A 19,247-nucleotide genomic window follows, 5' to 3' on the forward strand; every position below is an offset into this window, starting at 1 on the left:
GGCTCATACGGCGAACTCCTGGAACGCGATCGTCTTCTCGACCGGGTAGTACTCGCTGCCGAGCAGCTCACGGATGATGTAGCTGTTGCGGTACGCGCCCATGCCCAGGTCGGGGCTGGTGATGCTGTGGGTGTGGACGCCGGCGTTCTGCAGGAAGACGCCCCGGCCGGTCGTGTCGATCGAGTAGTTGCGGGCCACGTCGAAGTTGCCCTGCGAGTCGTAGACCAGCCGGTCGCGCACGGGCTTCAGGAACTCCGGCTCGGCGTAGTGGTAGCCGGTGGCTAGGACCAGGCCCTGGGTCTCGATCTCGTACTCCTTCTGCTGCTCCTCCTGGCGCAGTCCCAGCGTGTACGTGCCGTTCTCGTACCGTGCGCTGTTCAGCGCGGAGTTGGTGAGCAGGCGCGTGGGCACCGGGCCGCCGAGGTTCTTCTGGTACAGCAGATCGAAGATCTCGTTGATCAGGTCGCCGTCGATGCCCTTGAACAGGCCCTTCTGCTCGTTCGTGAGGCGGTAGCGGGTCTGTTCCGGCAGCGCGTGGAAGTAGTCGACGTACTCCGGCGACGTCATCTCCAGCGTGAGCTTGGTGTACTCCAGCGGGAAGAAGCGCGGGGAGCGGGTCACCCAGTTCAGCCGGTAGCCGTGGACGTCGATCTCGCTGAGGAGGTCGTAGTAGATCTCCGCGGCGGACTGGCCGGAGCCGACGAGTGTGATCGACTCCTTCTTCTGCAGCTCCGCCTTGTTCTGCATGTAGCGGGAGTTGTGGGAGAGGTCGCCGCCCAGGCCGCGCACCGCCTCGGGGTAGTACGGCGAGGTGCCGGTGCCGAGGACCAGGTGGCGGGCGCGGAAGGTCTCGTGCTTGGTGGTGCGTACGACGTACAGCTCGTCCTCGTACGTCACTTCCGTCACCGTCGTGCCGAAGCGGACGCTGCTGAGTTTGCCGGCGGCCCAGCGGCAGTAGTCGTCGTACTCGACGCGCAGGGGGTAGAAGTTCTCGCGGATGTAGAACGAGTACAACCGCCCCTGCTCTTTGAGGTAGTTGAGGAAGGAGTACGGCGACGTCGGGTCGGCGAGGGTGACCAGGTCCGACATGAACGGGGTCTGGAGGTGGGCGCCGTCCAGGAACATGCCCGCGTGCCACTCGAAGTTGGGCTTCGACTCCAGGAAGACGCCGTCGAGTTCGTCGATGGGCTCGGTCAGACAGGCCAGGCCGAGGTTGAAGGGGCCGAGGCCTATCCCGACGAAGTCGAGGGTCTTTTCAGAGGCTTCAGGAAGCGCGGACAACGGTCTCTCCCAGGTACTGCTCGGCGTGGCCGGCGATCAGATCGAGGACGGCGGCGATGTCGGATGCCTGCGTCTCGGGGTTGAGCAGGGTGAACTTCAGGTAGTGGCGGCCGCCGACCTTGGTGCCCGCGACCACCGCGTCACCGGAGGCGAACAGGGCCTTGCGGGCGTACAGGTTGGCCCGGTCGATGTCGGCGGGGTCGGTGACGGCGGCCGGGATGTAGCGGAAGACGAGGGTGGAGAGCGACGGCTGAACGACCACGTCGAAGCGCGGGTCGGCGGCGAGCAACTGCCAGCCCTCTACGGCCAGATCGCAGACCTCGTCGAAGAGCTGGCCGATCCCGTCGGCGCCCATCGTCCGCAGCGTCATCCACAGCTTGAGCGCGTCGAAGCGGCGGGTGGTCTGCAGGGACTTGTCGACCTGGTTGGGTATGCGCTCCTGCACCATCCGGCGCGGGTTGAGGTACTCCGCGTGGTAGGTGGCGTGCCGCAGCGTGGCGGCGTCGCGGACCAGCACGGCCGATGAACTCACCGGCTGGAAGAAGGACTTGTGGTAGTCGACGGTGACGGAGTCGGCGCGCTCGATGCCGTCGATGCGGTCGCGGTACTTGATCGACGCGAGGAGTCCGCAGCCGTACGCGGCGTCGACGTGCATCCAGGTGCCGTACTGCTCGCACAGCTCGGCGATCTCGGGCAGCGGGTCGATGGAGCCGAAGTCGGTGGTGCCGGCGGTGGCGACGACGGCCATGGGGACCAGGCCGTCCTTCTTGCAGCGCTCCAGCTCATGGGCGAGCGCGACGGTCTGCATGCGCTTGTCGTGGTCGACGGGGATCGAGACGACGGAGTCGGGGCTCAGACCGAGCAGCTTCGCGGACTTCTTCACGCTGAAGTGGCTGACCTCGGAGGCGAAGATGCGCAGTTTGGCGAAGGAGGCCCCTTCTTCCCACCCGACCCGCCCTGGCTTCGCCTCCTCGCGGGCGAGGAGGAGCGCCTGGAGGTTGGACTGGGTGCCGCCGGAGGTGAAGACACCGTCGGCGTTCTCGCCGAGGCCTATTCGGGCGGTCGTCCAGTCGATGAGCTTGCGCTCGATGAGGGTGCCGCCGGCCGACTGGTCCCAGGTGTCCAAGGAGGAGTTGACCGCGGAGAGGACCGCCTCGCCGACCACGGCCGGGATGACGACCGGGCAGTTGAGGTGGGCGAGGTAGCGGGGGTGGTGGAAGTAGATCGCGTCCCGGAGGTAGACGTCCTCCAGTTCGTCGAGGACCGCGGCGGTGTCGTGCAGCGGCCGGTCGAGGTCGATCGCGTCGATACGGGGGGCGAGGGCGTCGACCGTGACGCCGGTGAACGGACGGTCGGTGGTGGCGAGTTTGGCCGCCACCCGCTCGATTCCTTCGGTCACGGAGCTGCGATACCGCTCCGCGGTCGTGTCATTGAGCAGGTGCGAGCGCATGTGGGGGTCCTCCGGTGGGGACGAGCCGTCGGCGGGGCGAGGAGAAGCGGAGTCTCAGCTTCAACTTAGGTAAGGCTAACCTAATTTCACCGAATTTAACGCATGAGAAATCCAACCCACCCGTGACAGTGGTCACTCCTGTCGCTGCGTCATCAATCGCCGCGCTCGCGCAGCTGCTCCTCGGTCAGCCCCTGCCGCCAGTAGCCCACGAACGTGACCCGGCGGCGGTCGATCCCACGCTCGCCCACAAAATGCCGGCGCAGCTGCTTCACGCAGCCGGACTCACCCGCGATCCAGACGTACGGCCGCTCCGCGGACGGGAGTTGGTCGGCCCGCACGGCGTCGAGGGCCATGGGGGACCCCTCGGCGCGCACGAGCCACGTGATGTCCGCGTCCGCCTCCGTCACCAGATCCTGGATGTCACCGGCATGGTGCACCTCCAGCCAGACCCGGGCACGGGTACCGGCGGGCAGCGACTCGACGATGGCGGAGACGGCCGGTACGGCGGTCTCGTCGCCCCAGATCACCACCAGATCGGTGTCGGCGGGCGGCCGGAAACGAATGGCCCGGTTGTCGGCGACGGCCGGCCCGAGCAACAGCACCCGGTCCCCGGCACCCGCCCGCGAGGCCCACCGCGACGCCGGCCCCGCGGGCACCGCGGCGCCCGGCTCGACCCCGTGCAGCACAAAGTCGATATCGATCTCCTCGGGCTCCCGGCGCAACGCCCGCAACGTGTACGACCGCATCACGGCCCGCACGTCATCCGGCAGTTCCCGCCACCCCTGCCACCAGCCATCCCCGAGCTCGATCGGCACGGCGGGCTCGGTCTGCCCCGGATGCGGCAGAAACAACGACAGCGACTGGTCACACCCGTCGGAATGAAAGTCCCGCAACTCGTCCCCGGCAAAGGTGACCCGGACCAGAGAGGGCCCGAGCCGCTGAGTCCGTACGACGTGGAGCGAGAAGAACCGGAAGGGGGTGGTGACGGCGGTGGTCATAGGGGTTGCTCCTGAAAGGGGGGCGGGGGAGCGTGCCTGTCTTTTAGGGGCGCGGGGAACTGCGCGACCAGCCCCCACCGCCCCGCAGCTAACCCACAACATCAAGCCCCGTTGATCAGCTGACCTTCTTCGCCTTCTCAAGAGCCTCCGCAAGGTTCTCAAGAAGCGGCGTGCACTTGTCATACGACAGAATCGGCTCCGGCGACCGAGCAATCACCTGCCCAGCCTTCACCGCAGGCAACTGCTTCCACGTGCCCTCAGCGATGTCCGCCGGCTGAATCGTCGAGGACCGGTCGTCCATCATGATGACGTCCGCCCCGTACTTGTCGACGTTCTCCCAGCTGAGGCTCTCGAACCAACCACCGGTCGCCTCCTTCGCCTTCTCCGGCGGCTCGACGAAGTTCACGCCGAGAGCCTTGAAGTACTCCAGGTCGATGGAGAAGTTGGTGCCGGACACGTAGAAGAGGTCCGCGCTCGCGGAGCCGGCCAGCACCTTGATGTCGGGCTTGGCCTTGGCCGCGGCGCGCAGCCGGGCGGCCGCGTCCTCGAACTTCTTCTTGGACTGGACGACCTTGTCGGCCGTCATGTCGGCGCCGAGCGACTCGGCCAGCTCCCACATGCGCCCCAGCGGCTTGGTCATCTGCCGGTCGTAGACGGAGATCGCGGTGCTCGGCGCGAGCTTGGCGATCTTGTCCTTGGACGCCTCGGGGACGTACCAGAGGGTGCCGGCGCTGTCGAAGGTCGTGGAGATGAGGACGTCGGGCTGGAAGGCGGCGTACTGCTCGACGTTGAACGCGTCCCAGACGTTGCCGAAGACCGTCAGCTTGCTGACGTCCATGTCGCCGGCCTGCACATCCGCCTTGCCGGACTTGGTCTTGGTCGGGCCGAAGACGCCCTTGACCTCGATGCCGTAGTCGTAGAGGGCGGCGGCGACACCGGTGAACGCGACGATCTTCGTGGGGACTTCGTCCAGCTTCACGGTCGTACCGCGGTCGTCCTTGAACGACCAGGGGCCGGTAGCCTTCGCGGAGGCCGTCGACTCAGAGCCACCGCTCTTCGCGTCGTCGTCTCCGCAGGCTGCGAGCGCGGCACCGAGGCCGAGGGCGCCACCGGCGGCGAGGATGCCACGGCGGGTGAAGTGGGTGGCTCTGGCGTTGGACATGGTGTGACTGCTTTCGAACGGGGCGAAGCGCCCGCCGGACAAGTTCGAACGTAGGTTAGCCTAACCTCACCACTTGTCCAGGGGTGGGCCGCCCCCCGGTCCGAAGCCTGTACGCACCCTGTGACCTGCTGTTTCAGCTCGTCAGCCCCAACTCCCGTGCAATCAGCATCCGTTGGACCTCGCTGGTGCCCTCACCGATTTCCAGGATCTTCGAGTCGCGCCACATGCGTGCCACCGGGTATTCGTTCATGAAGCCGTAGCCGCCGTGGATCTGGGTCGCCTCACGGGCGTTGTCCACCGCGATCGTCGACGAGTAGAGCTTGGCCAGGGCCGCCTCCTTCTTGAAGGGTTCCCCGGCGACCAGGCGGGAGGCCGCGTCACGCCAGGCCAGGCGGGAGGTGTGGGCCTTCATCTCCATGTCGGCGAGCTTGAACTGGATCGCCTGGTTGGCGCCGATCGGGCGGCCGAAGGCGTGCCGTTCCTTCGCGTACTTCAGCGACTCGTCCACACAGCCCTGGGCCAGGCCCGTCGCCAGGGCCGCGATGGCGATACGGCCCTCGTCGAGGATGTGCAGGAACTGGGCGTAGCCCCGGCCCTGTTCGCCCAGCAGGTTCGCGGCCGGGACCCGGACGTCGGAGAAGGACAGCTCGCGGGTGTCGGAGGCGTTCCAGCCGACCTTCGAATAGGGCGGGGCGACGGTGAAGCCCGGGGTTCCCGCCGGGACGATGATCGCGGAGATCAGCGGCCTGCCGTCCGGCTTGCGGCCCGTCACCGCGGTGACGGTCACCAGGCCCGTGATGTCCGTACCGGAGTTGGTGATGAAGCACTTCGTGCCGTTGATCACCCACTCGTCCGTCTCGGCGTCCAGCCGGGCCGTCGTCCGCGTCGCGCCCGCGTCGCTGCCGCCGTCCGGCTCGGTCAGGCCGAAGGCGCCGAGGATCTCGCCGGCGCACAGGCGGGGGAGCCACTCGCGCTTCTGCTCCTCGGTGCCGAAGAGGTGGATCGGCATCGCGCCGAGCGAGACGCCGGCCTCCAGGGTGATGGCCACCGAGGAGTCCACGCGGGCGAGTTCCTCCAGGGCGATGCCCAGCGCCAGATAGTCGCCGCCCATACCGCCGTACTCCTCCGGGAACGGCAGCCCGAACAGGCCCATGCGGCCCATCTCGCGGACGATCTCGTACGGGAATTCATGGTGCTCGTAGAACTCGCCGATCTTGGGGGCGACCACGTCGTGCGCGAACTGCTCGACCGTACGCCGGAGTTCTTCGAGTTCGGGGGACAGGCGGTGGTCCATGGCAGATCACTGCTCCTTGTGGGGCTGTGGTGTGGTACCGAGTGCGCGGACGGCGCGGGACGGGCTGGGTCGGCCCAGGTGGGCGGCCATCCAGACGCTGGTGGCGACGAGACGGCCGAGGTCTACTCCGGTGTCGATGCCGAGTCCTTGGAGCATCCACACGAGGTCTTCGGTGGCGAGGTTGCCGGTGGCGGACTTGGCGTACGGGCAGCCGCCGAGGCCGCCCGCCGAGGCGTCGACGGTGGTGACGCCGTGTTGCAGCGCGACCAGGGTGTTGGCCAGCGCCTGGCCGTACGTGTCGTGGAAGTGCACGCCCAACGCGCTGGTCGGGACGTGCTGTTCCTTGAGTGCGGCGAGGAGTTCGAGGACGTGGCCCGGGGTCGCCACGCCGATCGTGTCGCCGAGGCTCAGCTCGTCGCAGCCCATGTCCAGCAGGGCCCTGGCGACGTGCACGACCTGGTGGACGGGGACCGGGCCCTCCCACGGGTCGCCGAAGCACATCGACAGATAACCGCGCACGTGGACCTGCTCGGCTTTCGCCCGCACGACCACCGGCTCGAACATGGCCAGCGCCTCGTCGAGCGTCCGGTTGAGGTTGGCCTTGGCGAAGGTCTCCGTGGCGCTGGCGAAGACGGCGACACGGGTGGCGCCGAGGGACAGCGCCCGGTCCAGTCCGCGTTCGTTCGGCACGAGCACCGGGAGTGCGACCGGCAAGTCGCTCACGGCCGGGAACAGCTCTTCCGCGTCCGCGAGTTGAGGCACCCACTTGGGGTGGACGAAGCTGGTCGCCTCGATCGTCGTCAGGCCCGAGTCGGCCAGCCGGCGGATGAACTCCGCCTTGATCTCGGTCGGCACGGTCGACTTCTCGTTCTGCAGTCCGTCGCGCGCGCCGACCTCGTGGATCCGCACCCGGGCGGGCAGACCCTGGGCCGGTACGACCATGGGGAGTCCCTGAACCGTCATTCCTCCGCCTCCTCGTGCGGTGCGACGACCGCCAGTACCTGGTCCATGGCGACCGTCGTGCCCGGCGCCACATCCAGTTCGGCGACCGTGCCGGCGTGCGGGGCGGAGATGACGTGCTCCATCTTCATCGCCTCGACGACCAGCAGACTCTGACCGGCGGCCACCTCGTCACCGACGGCCACCTTCACGACCGTGACCGTCCCCGGCATCGGCGCGGTGAGCGAATCGGCACCGGAGTGCGCGGCGCGGGTGAGCGACGCGGCGACCGGGTCGTGGTCCCGGACGTGCCACGCGTCGCCGTCGCGGCCGATCCAGGTGCCGTCCGGCAGGGCGGCGAAGGTGTGGGCGATGCCGTCGAGCCGGCAGGTGAACCGGCCTCCGGGCTCGGGAAGCGGGCCTGCGGACCCCCGAAGAGGTTCGTCCGCATCTTCCAGCAGCAGCTCGGTCCCGCCGTCCGGTGTACTGCGTACGCGCACGGTCACCGGCTCGTGGCCCGGCACGCGCAGGTGGTGTGCCGTCCAGGCCCGCTCTCCCCCCAGCCGCCAGCCGTCCGCGGCGCCGAACGGGTCGGCCCAGCCGGTGCCGCCGGCGGGCGCGAGCGCCGTCTGGCGCAGCAGCGCTGCCGCCGCGTAGACCTCCGCGGGCACCTCGTCGAGTACGAGCCCGTCCACCTCCCGCTCGACCAGCCCCGTGTCCAACTCGCCCTCGACCACGGCCGGATGGGCCAGCAGCCGCCGCAGGAACCCCGCGTTCGTCTGCACGCCCAGCGTCACCGTCTCCCCGAGGGCGGCCCGGAGCTTCCTGAGCGCGGTCGCGCGGTCGGGGCCGTACGCGATCACCTTGGACAGCATCGGGTCGTACAGACTGCCGACCTCGGTGCCCTCGCTGAGCCCGGAGTCGGTGCGGACGCCGTTGCCCTGGGGTTCACGGAGGCTGAGTACCGTGCCGCCGGACGGGAGGAACCCGCGCGCGGGATCTTCGGCGCAGACGCGGGCCTCGACGGCGTGCCCGGTCAGCCGGATCTCGTCCTGCGTGAACGGCAGCCGCTCTCCCGCCGCCACCCGCAGCTGCCACTCCACCAGATCCAGGCCTGTGATCAGCTCGGTCACCGGGTGTTCCACCTGGAGGCGGGTGTTCATCTCCATGAAGTAGTACGACGACGGATCGACGCCCGGGACGATGAACTCGACCGTGCCCGCGCCGACGTATCCGCAGGAACGGGCCGCCTGGACCGCCGCCTCGCCCATGGACGCGCGCGTGGCCTCGTCCAGCAGGACGGAAGGCGCCTCCTCGATGATCTTCTGGTGGCGGCGCTGGAGGGAGCACTCGCGCTCGCCCAGGTGGATCACATTCCCGTGGGCGTCCGCCAGGACCTGGATCTCGATGTGCCGGGGCCGGTCGATCCACCGCTCGACGAGGAGCGTGTCGTCGCCGAAGGAGGCCGCGGCCTCGCGCCGGGCCGCCGCGATCTCCTCGTCCAGCACGGCCAGGTCGCGCACCAGGCGCATGCCCTTTCCGCCACCGCCGGCGCTGGGCTTCAGCAGCACGGGGGCGCCCAACTCGCGGGCGGCGTCGACGATTTCGGGGTCACGTCCGCCGGGCACCACCGGCACCCCGGCCGCCTGCACCGTCTCCTTCGCCCGGATCTTGTCGCCCATGAGGGAGATCGCCTCGGCGGGCGGCCCGATGAAGGCCAGACCCGCCTCGCCGCACGCGCGCGCGAACGCGGTGTTCTCGGCGAGGAAGCCGTACCCGGGATGGACCGCCTGGGCGCCGGTGCGGGCGGCGGCCTCCAGGATGCGCTCCACGGACAGATAGCTCTGTGCCGCCGGCGCGGGACCGATCCGTACCGCCGTGTCGGCCTCCCGGACGTGCCGGGCGTCGGCGTCCGCGTCGGAGAAGACGGCGACCGAGCGGACGCCCAGCGTGCGCAGGGTGCGGATGACCCGGACGGCGATCTCTCCCCGGTTGGCCACAAGCACGGTGTCGAACATGATCGTGTCGGACATGGTCGTCAGGTCCCTCACATCCGGAAGACGCCGAACTGGGGATCACCCAGGGGCGCATTGGCGCACGCGGTCAGGGCCAGGCCCAGCACCTGACGGGTGTCCAGCGGGTCGATGACGCCGTCGTCCCAGAGCCGGGCGGTGGCGTAGTAAGCGTTCCCCTGACGCTCGTACTGCGCACGGATCGGCGCCTTGAAGTCCTCTTCCTCGCCCTCGGGCCAGGACTCCCCGCGGGCCTCCAGCTGGTCCCGCTTGACGGTGGCGAGGACGGAGGCGGCCTGCTCGCCGCCCATGACGGAGATCTTGGCGCCGGGCCACATCCACAGGAAGCGGGGGGAGTAGGCCCGGCCGCACATCGAGTAGTTGCCCGCGCCGTACGACCCGCCCACCACGACCGTCAGCTTCGGCACGCGCGTGGTGGCGACCGCCGTCACCATCTTGGCGCCGTGCTTGGCGATGCCCCCGGCCTCGTAGTCCCGGCCGACCATGAACCCGGAGATGTTCTGCAGGAACACCAGCGGGATCCCGCGCTGGTCGCACAGCTCGATGAAGTGGGCGCCCTTCTGGGCGGACTCGGAGAACAGGATGCCGTTGTTGGCGACGATGCCGACCGGGTGGCCGTGGATCCGGGCGAAGCCGGTGACCAGGGTCTGCCCGAACTCGGACTTGAACTCGGAGAAGCGGGAGCCGTCGGTGACGCGCGCGATGATCTCGCGGACGTCGTACGGAGTGCGGGGGTCGGCCGGCACGGCGCCGTACAGCCCGTACGGGTCGACCTTCGGCTCGACGGCGGGCACCACATCCCAGGGCAGCGGACCGCGCGCGGGCAGCGTGGCGACGATGTTGCGCACGATCCGCAGTGCGTGCGCGTCGTCCTCCGCGAGGTGGTCGGTCACGCCGGACACGCGCGCGTGGACCTCGCCGCCGCCGAGCTCCTCTGCCGTCACGACCTCACCGGTGGCGGCCTTCACGAGCGGGGGCCCGCCGAGAAAGATGGTGCCCTGATTGCGCACGATCACGGCCTCGTCGCTCATCGCGGGGACGTAAGCCCCACCGGCCGTGCACGACCCCAGCACGGCCGCGATCTGCGGGATGCGCGCCGCGGACATCCGGGCCTGGTTGTAGAAGATCCGCCCGAAGTGCTCACGGTCGGGGAAGACCTCGTCCTGCATGGGGAGGAAGGCGCCGCCGGAGTCCACCAGATAGAGACAGGGCAGCCGGTTCTCCAGGGCGACTTCCTGAGCCCGCAGATGCTTCTTCACGGTGATGGGGTAGTACGTGCCCCCCTTCACCGTGGCGTCATTGGCGACGATCACGCACTCGCGCCCGCCGACCCGCCCGATCCCGGCGATCACACCGGCCGCCGGGGCCTGTCCGTCGTACATCCCGTCGGCCGCGAGCGGGGCCAGGTCCAGGAAGGGTGAGCCGGGGTCGAGGAGGGTGTCGACCCGGTCGCGGGGCAGCAGCTTGCCGCGTGCGCGGTGTCGTGCGCGGGCCTTCTCGCCGCCGCCGAGCCGGGCGGCGGCGAGCTTGCCGCGCAGCTCCTCGACGAGCGCCAGCTGTGCCGCCTCATTGGCCCGCCAGGCCTCCGACGCGGGGTCCGCCGCGCTGTGGAGCTCCGGTGCCTGTTGCATCCTGCGGTCCCCTCACCTTGTTAATGAGCGTTAACGCATTTCCTCCAGGTTAACGACCGCTAACCTCCCTGTCTAGAATTGGTTTCATGGCCACCAGAACCGACGCCCCCACCCGCCGTGAGCAGATCCTCAAGGAGGCTGCCCGGCTCTTCGCCGAGCGCGGCTTCCACGGGGTCGGAGTCGACGAGATAGGCGCCGCGGTGGGCATCAGCGGCCCCGGCCTCTACCGGCACTTCGCGGGCAAGGACGCGATGCTCGCCGAGCTGCTCGTCGGCATCAGCGGCCAGCTCCTGACCGGCGGAAAGCGCAGGGTCGCCGAGGCGGACGGCAACCCCGACGCGCTCCTCGACTCCCTCATCGAGGGCCACATCGACTTCGCCCTCGACGACCGTCCCCTCATCACCCTGCACGACCGCGAGCTGGACCGCCTCCGCGACACCGACCGCAAGCTCGTACGGCAGCTGCAGCGGCAGTACGTCGAGCTGTGGGTGGATGTGGTGCGCAAGGTCTACCCCGGCCTGACCGAACCGACGGCCCGCTCGGCGGTCCACTCCGTCTTCGGCCTGCTGAACTCGACCCCGCACCTGGGGCGGCCGGGGTCCCTGCCGGGACGCGCGGCCACGGCGGAGCTGCTGCACCGGATGGCGCGGGGGGCGTTCGGGGCGGCGGAGGTGGGGGTGGAGTGAGGCGCCGGGCACAGGCTTGACGATCGGCGTGCTACGGGCGCCTCGACTCAGCCGAAGGCCAGCCAGTAGCCGCCCTGGGGCCGGTTCCGGCGAGCACCGTGCCGTCCTGGTGGGCGGCGTCCAGACCGGTGCCGCTGATATCGCCGGTCGGCGACAGGGTCCTGGCCACCGACCCGGAGACCGGCGAGACGAGTGTCCAGACGGTCACCGCCGAGGGCACCGCGACCCAGGGTCACCCCTTCTGGGTCCCGGAACTGGGCGAATGGATCGACGCCACCGACCTTGCGGCCGGCCAGTGGCTACAGACCGGAGCCGGCACGTGTCCGTCCACGCCCCTGGACAGGCCGTCAGACCCTGAGGGAAATCCCCTCGACGGACACTGCTTGGCACATCCGGGCCAGTGATCTTCCGGTTTTACGCCCTGCCTCTGGTTCGGATCTGCCAATTGCTCGGCGCTGCGGCATGCGCCAGCAGCATCAGGTCGGATCTTCCAGAAGGACCCTGCACTGCTCACCGATGCTCTGCAGGACGTGTTACGCGTCCCCTTCCCCAAGCCCCACGACTTCGCCGCCATGAACGTCGACCTCACTGAGATCGAGCCGGTCGAGCGGCGGGTGGACACGCTGCTGCGGGCGGAGACCGACGAGGGCACGTACCTCCTGATCGTGGAGTCGCAGGGGAAGCCCGACAAGAAGAAGCTCGGCAGTTGGCCGTACTACCTCAGCTATCTGTACGAGAAGTACAGCTGGCAGCCGGTGCTCATCGTCGTCACGCAGAGCAGCGCCACGGCCCGCTGGGCGGCGCAGCCGATTCATCTCGGGGTGCGGGGGTGTCCTTCGCTCACCGTTCAGCCTCTCGTGCTGAGTCCGGACAACGTTCCGCTGATCGCGGATGCGCAGGAGGCCGTGCGGAAGCCATCCCTTGCGGTGCTTTCTGCCATGACACACGGCCGCGGTCGAAAGGCTCCCGCCATACTGGAATCCCTGGCGACCGCCCTGAAGGAAGTGGAACCGGACACAGCAGCGGCCTTCGCTGCACTCGTCGACTCGTGCCTGGCAGATCCCCAGGCCAAGCAGCTGTGGAGGGACTTGATGACAGCGATGCAGTACTTCTTCCGGCACCCGCTTGCCGAGGAGGTCCGCGAGCAGGGTCGCGAGCAAGGCCTGGAGCAAGGCCGCAACGAAGGGCGTGTCGAAGACCGTGCCGAGATGGTCCTGGACCTTCTGCGTTGGCGCGGCATCGAGGTGCCCGAGTCGGTGCGCCAGCGCGTGGAGGCGTGTACTGATCTGGAGCAGCTCAAAGTGTGGTCGCAGCGGGCCGTGCAGGTGAGCCGGGCCTCGGAACTGTTCGTCGCCGAGTAGATCGGCGCACCCGCCGCCACCGATAAAGCCGTACGGCGGCCTGTTCAGTCCAGTCGGAACAGGCCCCCGCACGCACCGCCCCCCGCCCCCCGGCGTGACGAGCGTTACCCCCAGCCCTCTCTGGACGCCGTGTCCTACTCGCCGGTACCTTGAATGAGCAAGCGCTTAGACATGTACCGGGTGGAGGAGGACGGCGTGCGCCGTACGGTGTTCAACGAGGATCACGAGGCGTTCCGGGAGACCCTTCGCGCCTTCATCGAGGCCGAGGTCGTGCCGGTCTACGACGAGTGGTTCGCGGCTGGTCAGGCGCCGCGCGACTTCTACTACAAGCTGGCCGAGCTGGGCGTCTTCGGTATCCGCGTGGACGAGGAGTTCGGCGGCGCCGGCATCGACTCGTACAAGTTCGAGGCCGTGATGTACGAGGAGACGGCCCGCGCGGGTGTGCAGTTCGGCGGCTCCGGTGTGCACGTGCTGCTCGGTCTGCCGTACATCAAGATGCTCGCCACCGACGAGCAGAAGAAGCGGTTCCTGCCGAAGTTCGTCTCCGGTGAGGAGATGTGGGCGCTGGCGATGACCGAGCCGGGGACGGGGTCCGACCTCGCCGGTATGAAGACCACCGCCAAGCTCAGCGAGGACGGCACGCACTACGTCCTCAACGGCGCCAAGACCTTCATCACGGGTGGCGTCCACGCCGACCGCGTCATCGTCTGCGCCCGCACGTCCGCGCCCACCGCCGAGGACCGCCGCTTCGGTATCTCCCTCTTCGCCGTGGACACCAAGTCCGAGGGCTACTCGGTCGGCCGGAAGCTCGACAAGCTCGGGCTGAAGACCTCCGACACCGCCGAGCTGGCGTTCGTCGACGTCAAGGTGCCCGTCGAGGACCTGCTCGGCGAGGAGAACAAGGGCTTCTACTACCTCGGCCACAACCTGGCCTCCGAGCGCTGGGGCATCGCCTTCGGCGCCTACGCCCAGGCCAAGGCGGCCGTCCGGTTCGCCAAGGAGTACGTCCAGGACCGCACCGTCTTCGGCAAGACCGTCGCCTCCTTCCAGAACACCAAGTTCGAACTGGCCGCCTGCCAGGCCGAGGTGGACGCGGCGGAGGCCGTCGCCGACCGTGCCCTCGAGGCGCTCGACGCCGGTGAGCTGACCCCGGCCGAGGCCGCCAGCGCCAAGCTGTTCTGCACCGAGGTCGCGCACCGCGTGATCGACCGCTGCCTCCAGCTGCACGGCGGCTACGGGTTCATGAACGAGTACCCGATCGCCCGCCTGTACGCGGACAACCGTGTGAACCGCATCTACGGCGGCACCAGCGAGATCATGAAGTCGATCATCGCGAAGGACATGGGCCTGTAAGGTTCCCGAAATTACCGGCCAGTAGAAAAGGTGCCATGAACCAGGCACTACGGGGTCTCCTCGATCTGCTCGACATCGAGCAGATCGAGGAGAACATCTTCCGCGGCCAGTCCCGCTCCGCCGTCGTCCCACGCGTCTTCGGCGGACAGGTCGCGGCCCAGGCGCTCGTCGCCGCCGGGCGTACGGTCCCCGAGGACCGTCTCGCCCACTCCCTCCACGCGTACTTCCTGCGCATCGGCGACGCGGGCGCACCCATCGTCTACAACGTCGACCGGATGAACGACGGCCGTTCCTTCACCACGCGCCGCGTGGTCGCGATCCAGCACGGCCAGCCGATCTTCGCGCTCTCCGCCTCCTTCCAGAAATACGAGGAAGGCTTCGACCACCAGATCCCGATGCCGCCCGCCCCCGACCCGGTCACCCTCCCCACCGCCGAGGAACGGCTGCCGGCGTACGACCTCGCCCCCGAGGTCGTCGAGAAGATGCTGGAGGCGCGGGCCGCCGTAGATCTGCGCTACGTCGACGACCCGCCGTACGGCCGCTACGGCGAGCCCCGCGAGCCGCACTCCCAGGTCTGGTTCCGCACCAACGGCAAACTGGCCGACGACCCCCTGCTCCACGTGGTCCTCGCCACCTACGTCTCCGACATGACCCTCCTCGACTCTGTCCTCCTCGCGCACGGGCGCGGGGGATGGGCGGTCGGGGACGTCGTCGGGGCCTCTCTGGACCACGCGATGTGGTTCCACCGGCCCTTCCGCGCCGACGAATGGCTCCTGTACGACCAGGAGTCCCCGTCGGCGCACGGCGGCCGGGGTCTCGGACAGGCCCGGATCTACACCCAGGACGGGCAGCTCGCGATATCGGTGATCCAGGAGGGCGTGGTGCGCGCCCCACGGCCAAGCCCCACGGCCTAGCGCTCCGGCCTAGGTGAGCCCCGCCTCGGACAGCAGATACGCCGTCAGCGGGTCGTAGTACCGCGGGCTGAGGACGTGGTCGTCGAGGGGGACCGCCACCTGGAGGGTGCCTTCCGACTCGGCGAGGAAGAGGGCCGGGTCGTTGCAGTCCGCGTACCCCACGGAGTCCACGCCGTGCTGGGCGGCGTATCCCGCCCAGCCGTGGTCGGCGACGACCAGGTCGGGCAGCGGGCGGCCCTCCTGCTCCAGGGCGGTGAGGATGGCGCGCATCGGGGCGCCGGAGTGCGTGTGCCACAGCGTGGCGCCGTGCTCCAGCATCGCCACGTCCGCGAACTGCATGACGTATCCCTCGTCCGTCTGCAAGCCGTCCGGGATGACGACGATCTCGCAGCCGGCCGTGCGCAGCGCGGCGGCCGTGGCGCGGTGTACGTCGAGCAGTCCGCCGGGGTGGCCGGTGGCGAACAGCACCCGCTGCTCGCCGTCGGCCGCCTTGCGCAGCCGGGCCGCCATCCGCTCCAGCGCGTCGACCGTCAGCTCGGGGTCGATGGTGTCCTGGCCGTACCGGTACTCCGGGTCGTCGTGCACACCCACCCGCTCGGTCATCACCGCGAGCACGTCCTGCTCGTCCGTCCAGCGCTCGCCGAGCTCGAGGCCGAGCCAGTAGTGCCGGTCGCCGTTGGCCAGCTTGCGGTAGTGGGAGAGGTTGTTCTCGCGAGGCGTGGCCACGTCGCCCGCGATACGGGTCTTCACGAGGTGGTCGACGAGCTCGGCGCGGCTGGGGGTCCCGGATATCGGCATGGGAACCATTGTGAGGCAGACCGCAGTGCGAACACCCGGCGTCCCGCCCGCTGGGACACGCGTCACTCACCCTTTCCGCAGCGCGAACCACAACTCCATGCGTACGTCCGGATCGTCCAGGTCGGCGCCCAGCAGCGCCCCGCACCGGGCGATCCGCTGCCGCACGGTGTTGCGATGCACGGACAGCGCGACGGCCGTACGGTCCCAACTCCCGTGCAGGGAAAGCCAGGTGCGCAGGGTCTCGGTGAGGGCCGGAGCGGCGGCGACGGGAGCGAGGAGTGCGCGGGCGTGCGCCTCCGCCTCTTCCGGCGGGAGGAGTTCGGCGAGACCCGGGCGGGCGCCGTGCCGGACCAGCGCGGTGCGGGTGGCACGCGCGCGTGCCAGGGCACGGGCCGCCTGGGTGTCGGCCGACGGCCACTCCTGCGGCGCGGCGGGCGCACTGACCCCGAGCGTCCAGCCCGGCTGCGGCTCGATCTCACGAAGGGGCAGGAGCACGCGTACGACATCCTCCGCCAGGTCCACCAACGGCGAACCGAGCGCCGCGCCCAGCGCCGAGGCCGCCATGGCGTCGGGACGCGGCGCGTCCGGCCTCGCGTGCACGACCAGCCACCGGTCGGCGCCCAGCAGCGGCGCGACCTCCTCGGGCGGGGCGCCCAGCAGCAGCCGTACCAGCGCGGAGGACCGGGCCGCGCCCGCGCCGCTGTGGTGCTCGCCGGTGAGGAGGGTGAGCAGCACAGCGGCGACGGAGGCGATGGTGTGGTCACCGGGGTCGCGCTGCGGGGCCGCGATGCCCAGCACGAAGCCCTGGCCGGCGCCGAGAGCGTAGGCGGCGAGGTGGGTGCCGGCGATGGTGTCGGTGGCGGAGGTGGGGCGGACGGGGCCGACCGGGGCCGGTCGGGCGGCGGGTGGGCGGTCGGCTCGTGCCGCCCGGCCGGGGACGGCGGCGGAGGTGGGGTGGGAGGGGCCTGCGGGTGGGCGGTTGGCTGGTGCCGCCCCGCCGGGCTCACCGGCCGGGTGTCCTGCGGACGTGCGGTCCGCGGCGGCCGTCGCGCCGCGCCCGCCCCGCCTCGCCGCCGCGTCCGTCGGCCGTACGACTCCCGCCAGATCCGCCAGCGCCTCCCGCAACTCACCCCCCGGCCCCCGCCCCGCCGCCGCGATCTCCCCGCCGTCCGGTCCGAACAGCACCGTCCGTCCGCCGACCCGCTGTGCCAGTTGCCGTAGCACCGACGGCACCGGGTCCGGGCGGGAGGCCGCGGCGGCCAGGCTCTGCTGGGCCTCCGTCACCCGGCGCAGCTCCGCGAGGCGGGCCTGGGCCATGAGCTGCCAGACCGCGCGGGCGACGCCGGAGAAGGTGGTCTGCGGCGGGACCTCGACGAGTGGCAGCTCGTACGCCTCGCAGGCCGCGACCAGCGCCCGCGGCACCGTGTCGTGCACCGGGGCGAGCCCGAAGCCGAGGGCCGCGCCGCCCGCCGCGACGATCCGGGAGACATAGTCGTCGAAGTACGTGCCCGAGCCCGCCGCGTCCGGGATGTGCACGCCGGCCGTCAGCAGCAGCTCGCCGCCCAGCAGATACGGGTACGGGTCCGCCATCTCCGAGGTGTGCGCCCAGTGGATGACGATGTCCGGATCGGTGGGCCCGGCGATCTGGCGCAGGGCGAGGTCCTCGCGGGCCAGGAGGGACGCGAGGGGCACGGGTGGGGTGGGGGGAACAGAGGGTTCCGGCATGGTGTGCGATCCCTCCACTCAGGGCACCTCGAATGGATGAAACGTACACTTCGCAGTCGCTTTCCGGCCACCTAGGGTCAGTCGTCAGCACCCGCCGGCGAGACCGACCGAAGGAGGGCCTAGTGGCCATCGACTACGCAGTGATCGTCGTCTATCTGGTCGGCATGCTGGCCATGGGCTGGTGGGGCATGCGCCGCGCCAAGTCCAAGAGCGAGTTCCTGGTCGCGGGCCGTCGCCTGGGCCCGACCATGTACTCCGGCACCATGGCCGCGATCGTCCTCGGCGGCGCGTCCACCATCGGGGGCGTCGGGCTGGGTTACCAGTACGGGCTGTCCGGCGCCTGGATGGTCTTCACCATCGGCCTCGGACTCCTCGCCCTCTCCGTCTTCTTCTCCGCCCGCATCGCCCGCCTCAAGGTCTACACCGTCTCCGAGATGCTCGACCTGCGCTACGGCGGCCGCGCGGGCGTCGTCTCGGGTGTCGTCATGTGGGCGTACACCCTCATGCTCGCGGTCACCTCGACGATCGCGTACGCCACGATCTTCGACGTCCTCTTCGACATGAACCGCACCGTCGCGATCGTCCTCGGCGGCTCGATCGTCGTCGCGTACTCCACGCTCGGCGGCATGTGGTCGATCACGCTGACGGACATGGTGCAGTTCGTGGTGAAGACGATCGGCGTGCTGCTGCTCCTGCTGCCCATCGCCGTCGTCAAGGCGGGCGGCTTCAGCGAGATGAAGGCGCAGCTGCCCACCGAGTACTTCGACCCGCTGGGCATCGGCGGCGAGACGATCTTCACCTACGTGCTGATCTACACCTTCGGCATGCTCATCGGTCAGGACATCTGGCAGCGCGTGTTCACCGCGCGCAGCGACAAGACGGCGAAATGGGGCGGCACGGTCGCGGGGACGTACTGCCTCGCGTACGCCCTCGCGGGCGCCGTCATCGGTACGGCGGCCAAGGTGCTGTACCCGAAGCTGGGGAGCGCGGACGACGCCTTCGCGACCATCGTGAAGGACGAACTCCCGGTGGGTGTACGGGGGTTGGTGCTGGCCGCCGCGCTCGCGGCTGTCATGTCGACGTCCTCCGGCGCGCTGATCGCCTGTGCCACCGTCGCCAACAACGACATCTGGTCGCGGCTGCGGGGGAAGATCACGGGCGGTGACCGCGACGAGGTCAAGGACAACCGCGCCTTCATCCTCATCATGGGCCTCGCGGTGATCGGTACGGCCATCGCGCTGAACAACGTCGTCGAGGCGCTGACGGTGGCGTACAACCTGCTCGTCGGCGGACTCCTCGTGCCGATCCTCGGCGGGCTGCTGTGGAAGCGGGGCACCGCCCAGGGCGCGCTCGCCTCCGTCGCCGTCGGCGGTCTCGCCGTCATCGGCCTGATGGCGACGTACGGCATCCTCGCCAACGAGCCCATCTACTACGGGCTGCTGTCGTCGCTGGCCACTTACGTCGTCGTATCCCTGGCGACTCCGGCGACCGACGCGGCCGTACTCGCGGCCTGGCGTGAGCGGCTCGCCGGGCGGGCGCCCGAACCCCGGTCGGAGCCGGTCCCGGCGCACCAGTAAAGTCGTATGGCAAGTAGTACATACGCGATGAAGCGTGAGAAAGAA

The 19,247-nt window shown here is 69.7% G+C and carries 16 protein-coding genes; 5 read left to right on the forward strand and 11 right to left on the reverse strand.

What is annotated here, in order from left to right:
• Nucleotides 1–3: 3 nt before the first annotated feature.
• The 8 genes from OG828_RS31350 to OG828_RS31385 form a co-directional block, all read right to left on the reverse strand.
• Nucleotides 4–1,281 carry a lysine N(6)-hydroxylase/L-ornithine N(5)-oxygenase family protein gene (locus OG828_RS31350; protein ID WP_328503016.1) on the reverse strand — a complete coding sequence of 426 codons (1,278 nt, stop codon included), beginning with the start codon at nt 1,279–1,281 and terminating at the stop codon, nt 4–6.
• Nucleotides 1,265–2,731 (reverse strand): lysine decarboxylase DesA, encoded by a 1,467-nt coding sequence (desA, locus tag OG828_RS31355; RefSeq protein WP_328503017.1) that lies wholly within the window; start codon nt 2,729–2,731, stop codon nt 1,265–1,267. Before desA ends, OG828_RS31350 begins: the two co-directional genes overlap by 17 nt.
• A 152-nt stretch (nt 2,732–2,883) precedes the next feature.
• Nucleotides 2,884–3,729 (reverse strand): siderophore-interacting protein, encoded by an 846-nt coding sequence (locus tag OG828_RS31360; protein ID WP_328503018.1) that lies wholly within the window; start codon nt 3,727–3,729, stop codon nt 2,884–2,886.
• Nucleotides 3,730–3,844: 115 nt separating this feature from the next.
• Nucleotides 3,845–4,891: an ABC transporter substrate-binding protein gene (locus tag OG828_RS31365; protein ID WP_328503019.1), complete on the reverse strand. Its 1,047-nt coding sequence runs from the start codon at nt 4,889–4,891 to the stop codon at nt 3,845–3,847.
• 133 nt (nt 4,892–5,024) lie between these two features.
• Nucleotides 5,025–6,185, reverse strand: coding sequence for an acyl-CoA dehydrogenase family protein (locus OG828_RS31370; protein ID WP_328503020.1), 1,161 nt, complete (start codon nt 6,183–6,185; stop codon nt 5,025–5,027).
• Between the two features lie 6 nt (nt 6,186–6,191).
• The gene (locus tag OG828_RS31375) at nt 6,192–7,148 is read right to left on the reverse strand and encodes a hydroxymethylglutaryl-CoA lyase (RefSeq protein WP_328503021.1); all 957 of its coding nucleotides are present in this window, start codon (nt 7,146–7,148) and stop codon (nt 6,192–6,194) included.
• A complete protein-coding gene (locus tag OG828_RS31380) occupies nt 7,145–9,142 on the reverse strand; it encodes an acetyl/propionyl/methylcrotonyl-CoA carboxylase subunit alpha (protein WP_328504972.1) in 1,998 nt (665 codons plus the stop codon). Before OG828_RS31380 ends, OG828_RS31375 begins: the two co-directional genes overlap by 4 nt.
• A 29-nt stretch (nt 9,143–9,171) precedes the next feature.
• Nucleotides 9,172–10,788, reverse strand: coding sequence for a carboxyl transferase domain-containing protein (locus OG828_RS31385; RefSeq protein WP_328503022.1), 1,617 nt, complete (start codon nt 10,786–10,788; stop codon nt 9,172–9,174).
• 86 nt (nt 10,789–10,874) lie between these two features.
• On the opposite strand from OG828_RS31385, the gene OG828_RS31390 reads away from it, so the two are divergent.
• Nucleotides 10,875–11,474, forward strand: coding sequence for an SACE_7040 family transcriptional regulator (locus OG828_RS31390; RefSeq protein ID WP_328503023.1), 600 nt, complete (start codon nt 10,875–10,877; stop codon nt 11,472–11,474).
• Between the two features lie 31 nt (nt 11,475–11,505).
• On the opposite strand, the gene OG828_RS31395 is transcribed toward OG828_RS31390, so the two are convergent.
• On the reverse strand, nt 11,506–11,682 hold the full coding sequence (locus tag OG828_RS31395; protein WP_328503024.1) for a hypothetical protein: 177 nt from the start codon (nt 11,680–11,682) through the stop codon (nt 11,506–11,508).
• A gap of 322 nt (nt 11,683–12,004) precedes the next feature.
• Between OG828_RS31395 and OG828_RS31400 the strand changes: the two genes are divergently transcribed.
• From OG828_RS31400 to OG828_RS31410, 3 genes are all read left to right on the forward strand, one after another.
• A complete protein-coding gene (locus tag OG828_RS31400) occupies nt 12,005–12,835 on the forward strand; it encodes a hypothetical protein (protein ID WP_328503025.1) in 831 nt (276 codons plus the stop codon).
• Between the two features lie 195 nt (nt 12,836–13,030).
• Nucleotides 13,031–14,188 (forward strand): acyl-CoA dehydrogenase family protein, encoded by a 1,158-nt coding sequence (locus tag OG828_RS31405; protein WP_210576800.1) that lies wholly within the window; start codon nt 13,031–13,033, stop codon nt 14,186–14,188.
• A 35-nt stretch (nt 14,189–14,223) separates the two neighbouring features.
• A complete protein-coding gene (locus tag OG828_RS31410; RefSeq protein ID WP_328503026.1) occupies nt 14,224–15,102 on the forward strand; it encodes an acyl-CoA thioesterase in 879 nt (292 codons plus the stop codon).
• Between the two features lie 9 nt (nt 15,103–15,111).
• Here the strand turns inward: OG828_RS31410 and OG828_RS31415 are convergent, their stop codons facing one another.
• Both OG828_RS31415 and OG828_RS31420 read right to left on the reverse strand, forming a co-directional pair.
• Nucleotides 15,112–15,900, reverse strand: coding sequence for a phosphatase (locus OG828_RS31415; protein WP_328364134.1), 789 nt, complete (start codon nt 15,898–15,900; stop codon nt 15,112–15,114).
• Between the two features lie 66 nt (nt 15,901–15,966).
• The gene (locus tag OG828_RS31420) at nt 15,967–17,625 is read right to left on the reverse strand and encodes a PucR family transcriptional regulator (RefSeq protein WP_328503027.1); all 1,659 of its coding nucleotides are present in this window, start codon (nt 17,623–17,625) and stop codon (nt 15,967–15,969) included.
• Between the two features lie 122 nt (nt 17,626–17,747).
• On the opposite strand from OG828_RS31420, the gene OG828_RS31425 reads away from it, so the two are divergent.
• Complete coding sequence (locus tag OG828_RS31425; protein ID WP_328503028.1) at nt 17,748–19,202, forward strand: sodium:solute symporter; 1,455 nt, start codon at nt 17,748–17,750, stop codon at nt 19,200–19,202.
• The last annotated feature ends 45 nt before the right edge of the window (nt 19,203–19,247 follow it).

The organism is Streptomyces sp. NBC_00457, assembly GCF_036014015.1.
Classification (GTDB): Bacteria; Actinomycetota; Actinomycetes; order Streptomycetales; family Streptomycetaceae; genus Streptomyces.

Bases quoted from the DNA above. Each gene is read 5' to 3' on its own strand.
- OG828_RS31375 (WP_328503021.1), bottom strand. From the start codon at position 7,148: ATGACGGTTCAGGGACTCCCCATGGTCGTACCGGCCCAGGGTCTGCCC.
- desA (WP_328503017.1), bottom strand. From the start codon at position 2,731: ATGCGCTCGCACCTGCTCAATGACACGACCGCGGAGCGGTATCGCAGC.
- OG828_RS31370 (WP_328503020.1), bottom strand. From the start codon at position 6,185: ATGGACCACCGCCTGTCCCCCGAACTCGAAGAACTCCGGCGTACGGTC.
- OG828_RS31365 (WP_328503019.1), bottom strand. From the start codon at position 4,891: ATGTCCAACGCCAGAGCCACCCACTTCACCCGCCGTGGCATCCTCGCC.
- OG828_RS31420 (WP_328503027.1), bottom strand. From the start codon at position 17,625: ATGCCGGAACCCTCTGTTCCCCCCACCCCACCCGTGCCCCTCGCGTCC.
- OG828_RS31410 (WP_328503026.1), top strand. From the start codon at position 14,224: ATGAACCAGGCACTACGGGGTCTCCTCGATCTGCTCGACATCGAGCAG.
- OG828_RS31415 (WP_328364134.1), bottom strand. From the start codon at position 15,900: ATGCCGATATCCGGGACCCCCAGCCGCGCCGAGCTCGTCGACCACCTC.
- OG828_RS31360 (WP_328503018.1), bottom strand. From the start codon at position 3,729: ATGACCACCGCCGTCACCACCCCCTTCCGGTTCTTCTCGCTCCACGTC.
- OG828_RS31390 (WP_328503023.1), top strand. From the start codon at position 10,875: ATGGCCACCAGAACCGACGCCCCCACCCGCCGTGAGCAGATCCTCAAG.
- OG828_RS31380 (WP_328504972.1), bottom strand. From the start codon at position 9,142: ATGTTCGACACCGTGCTTGTGGCCAACCGGGGAGAGATCGCCGTCCGG.
- OG828_RS31385 (WP_328503022.1), bottom strand. From the start codon at position 10,788: ATGCAACAGGCACCGGAGCTCCACAGCGCGGCGGACCCCGCGTCGGAG.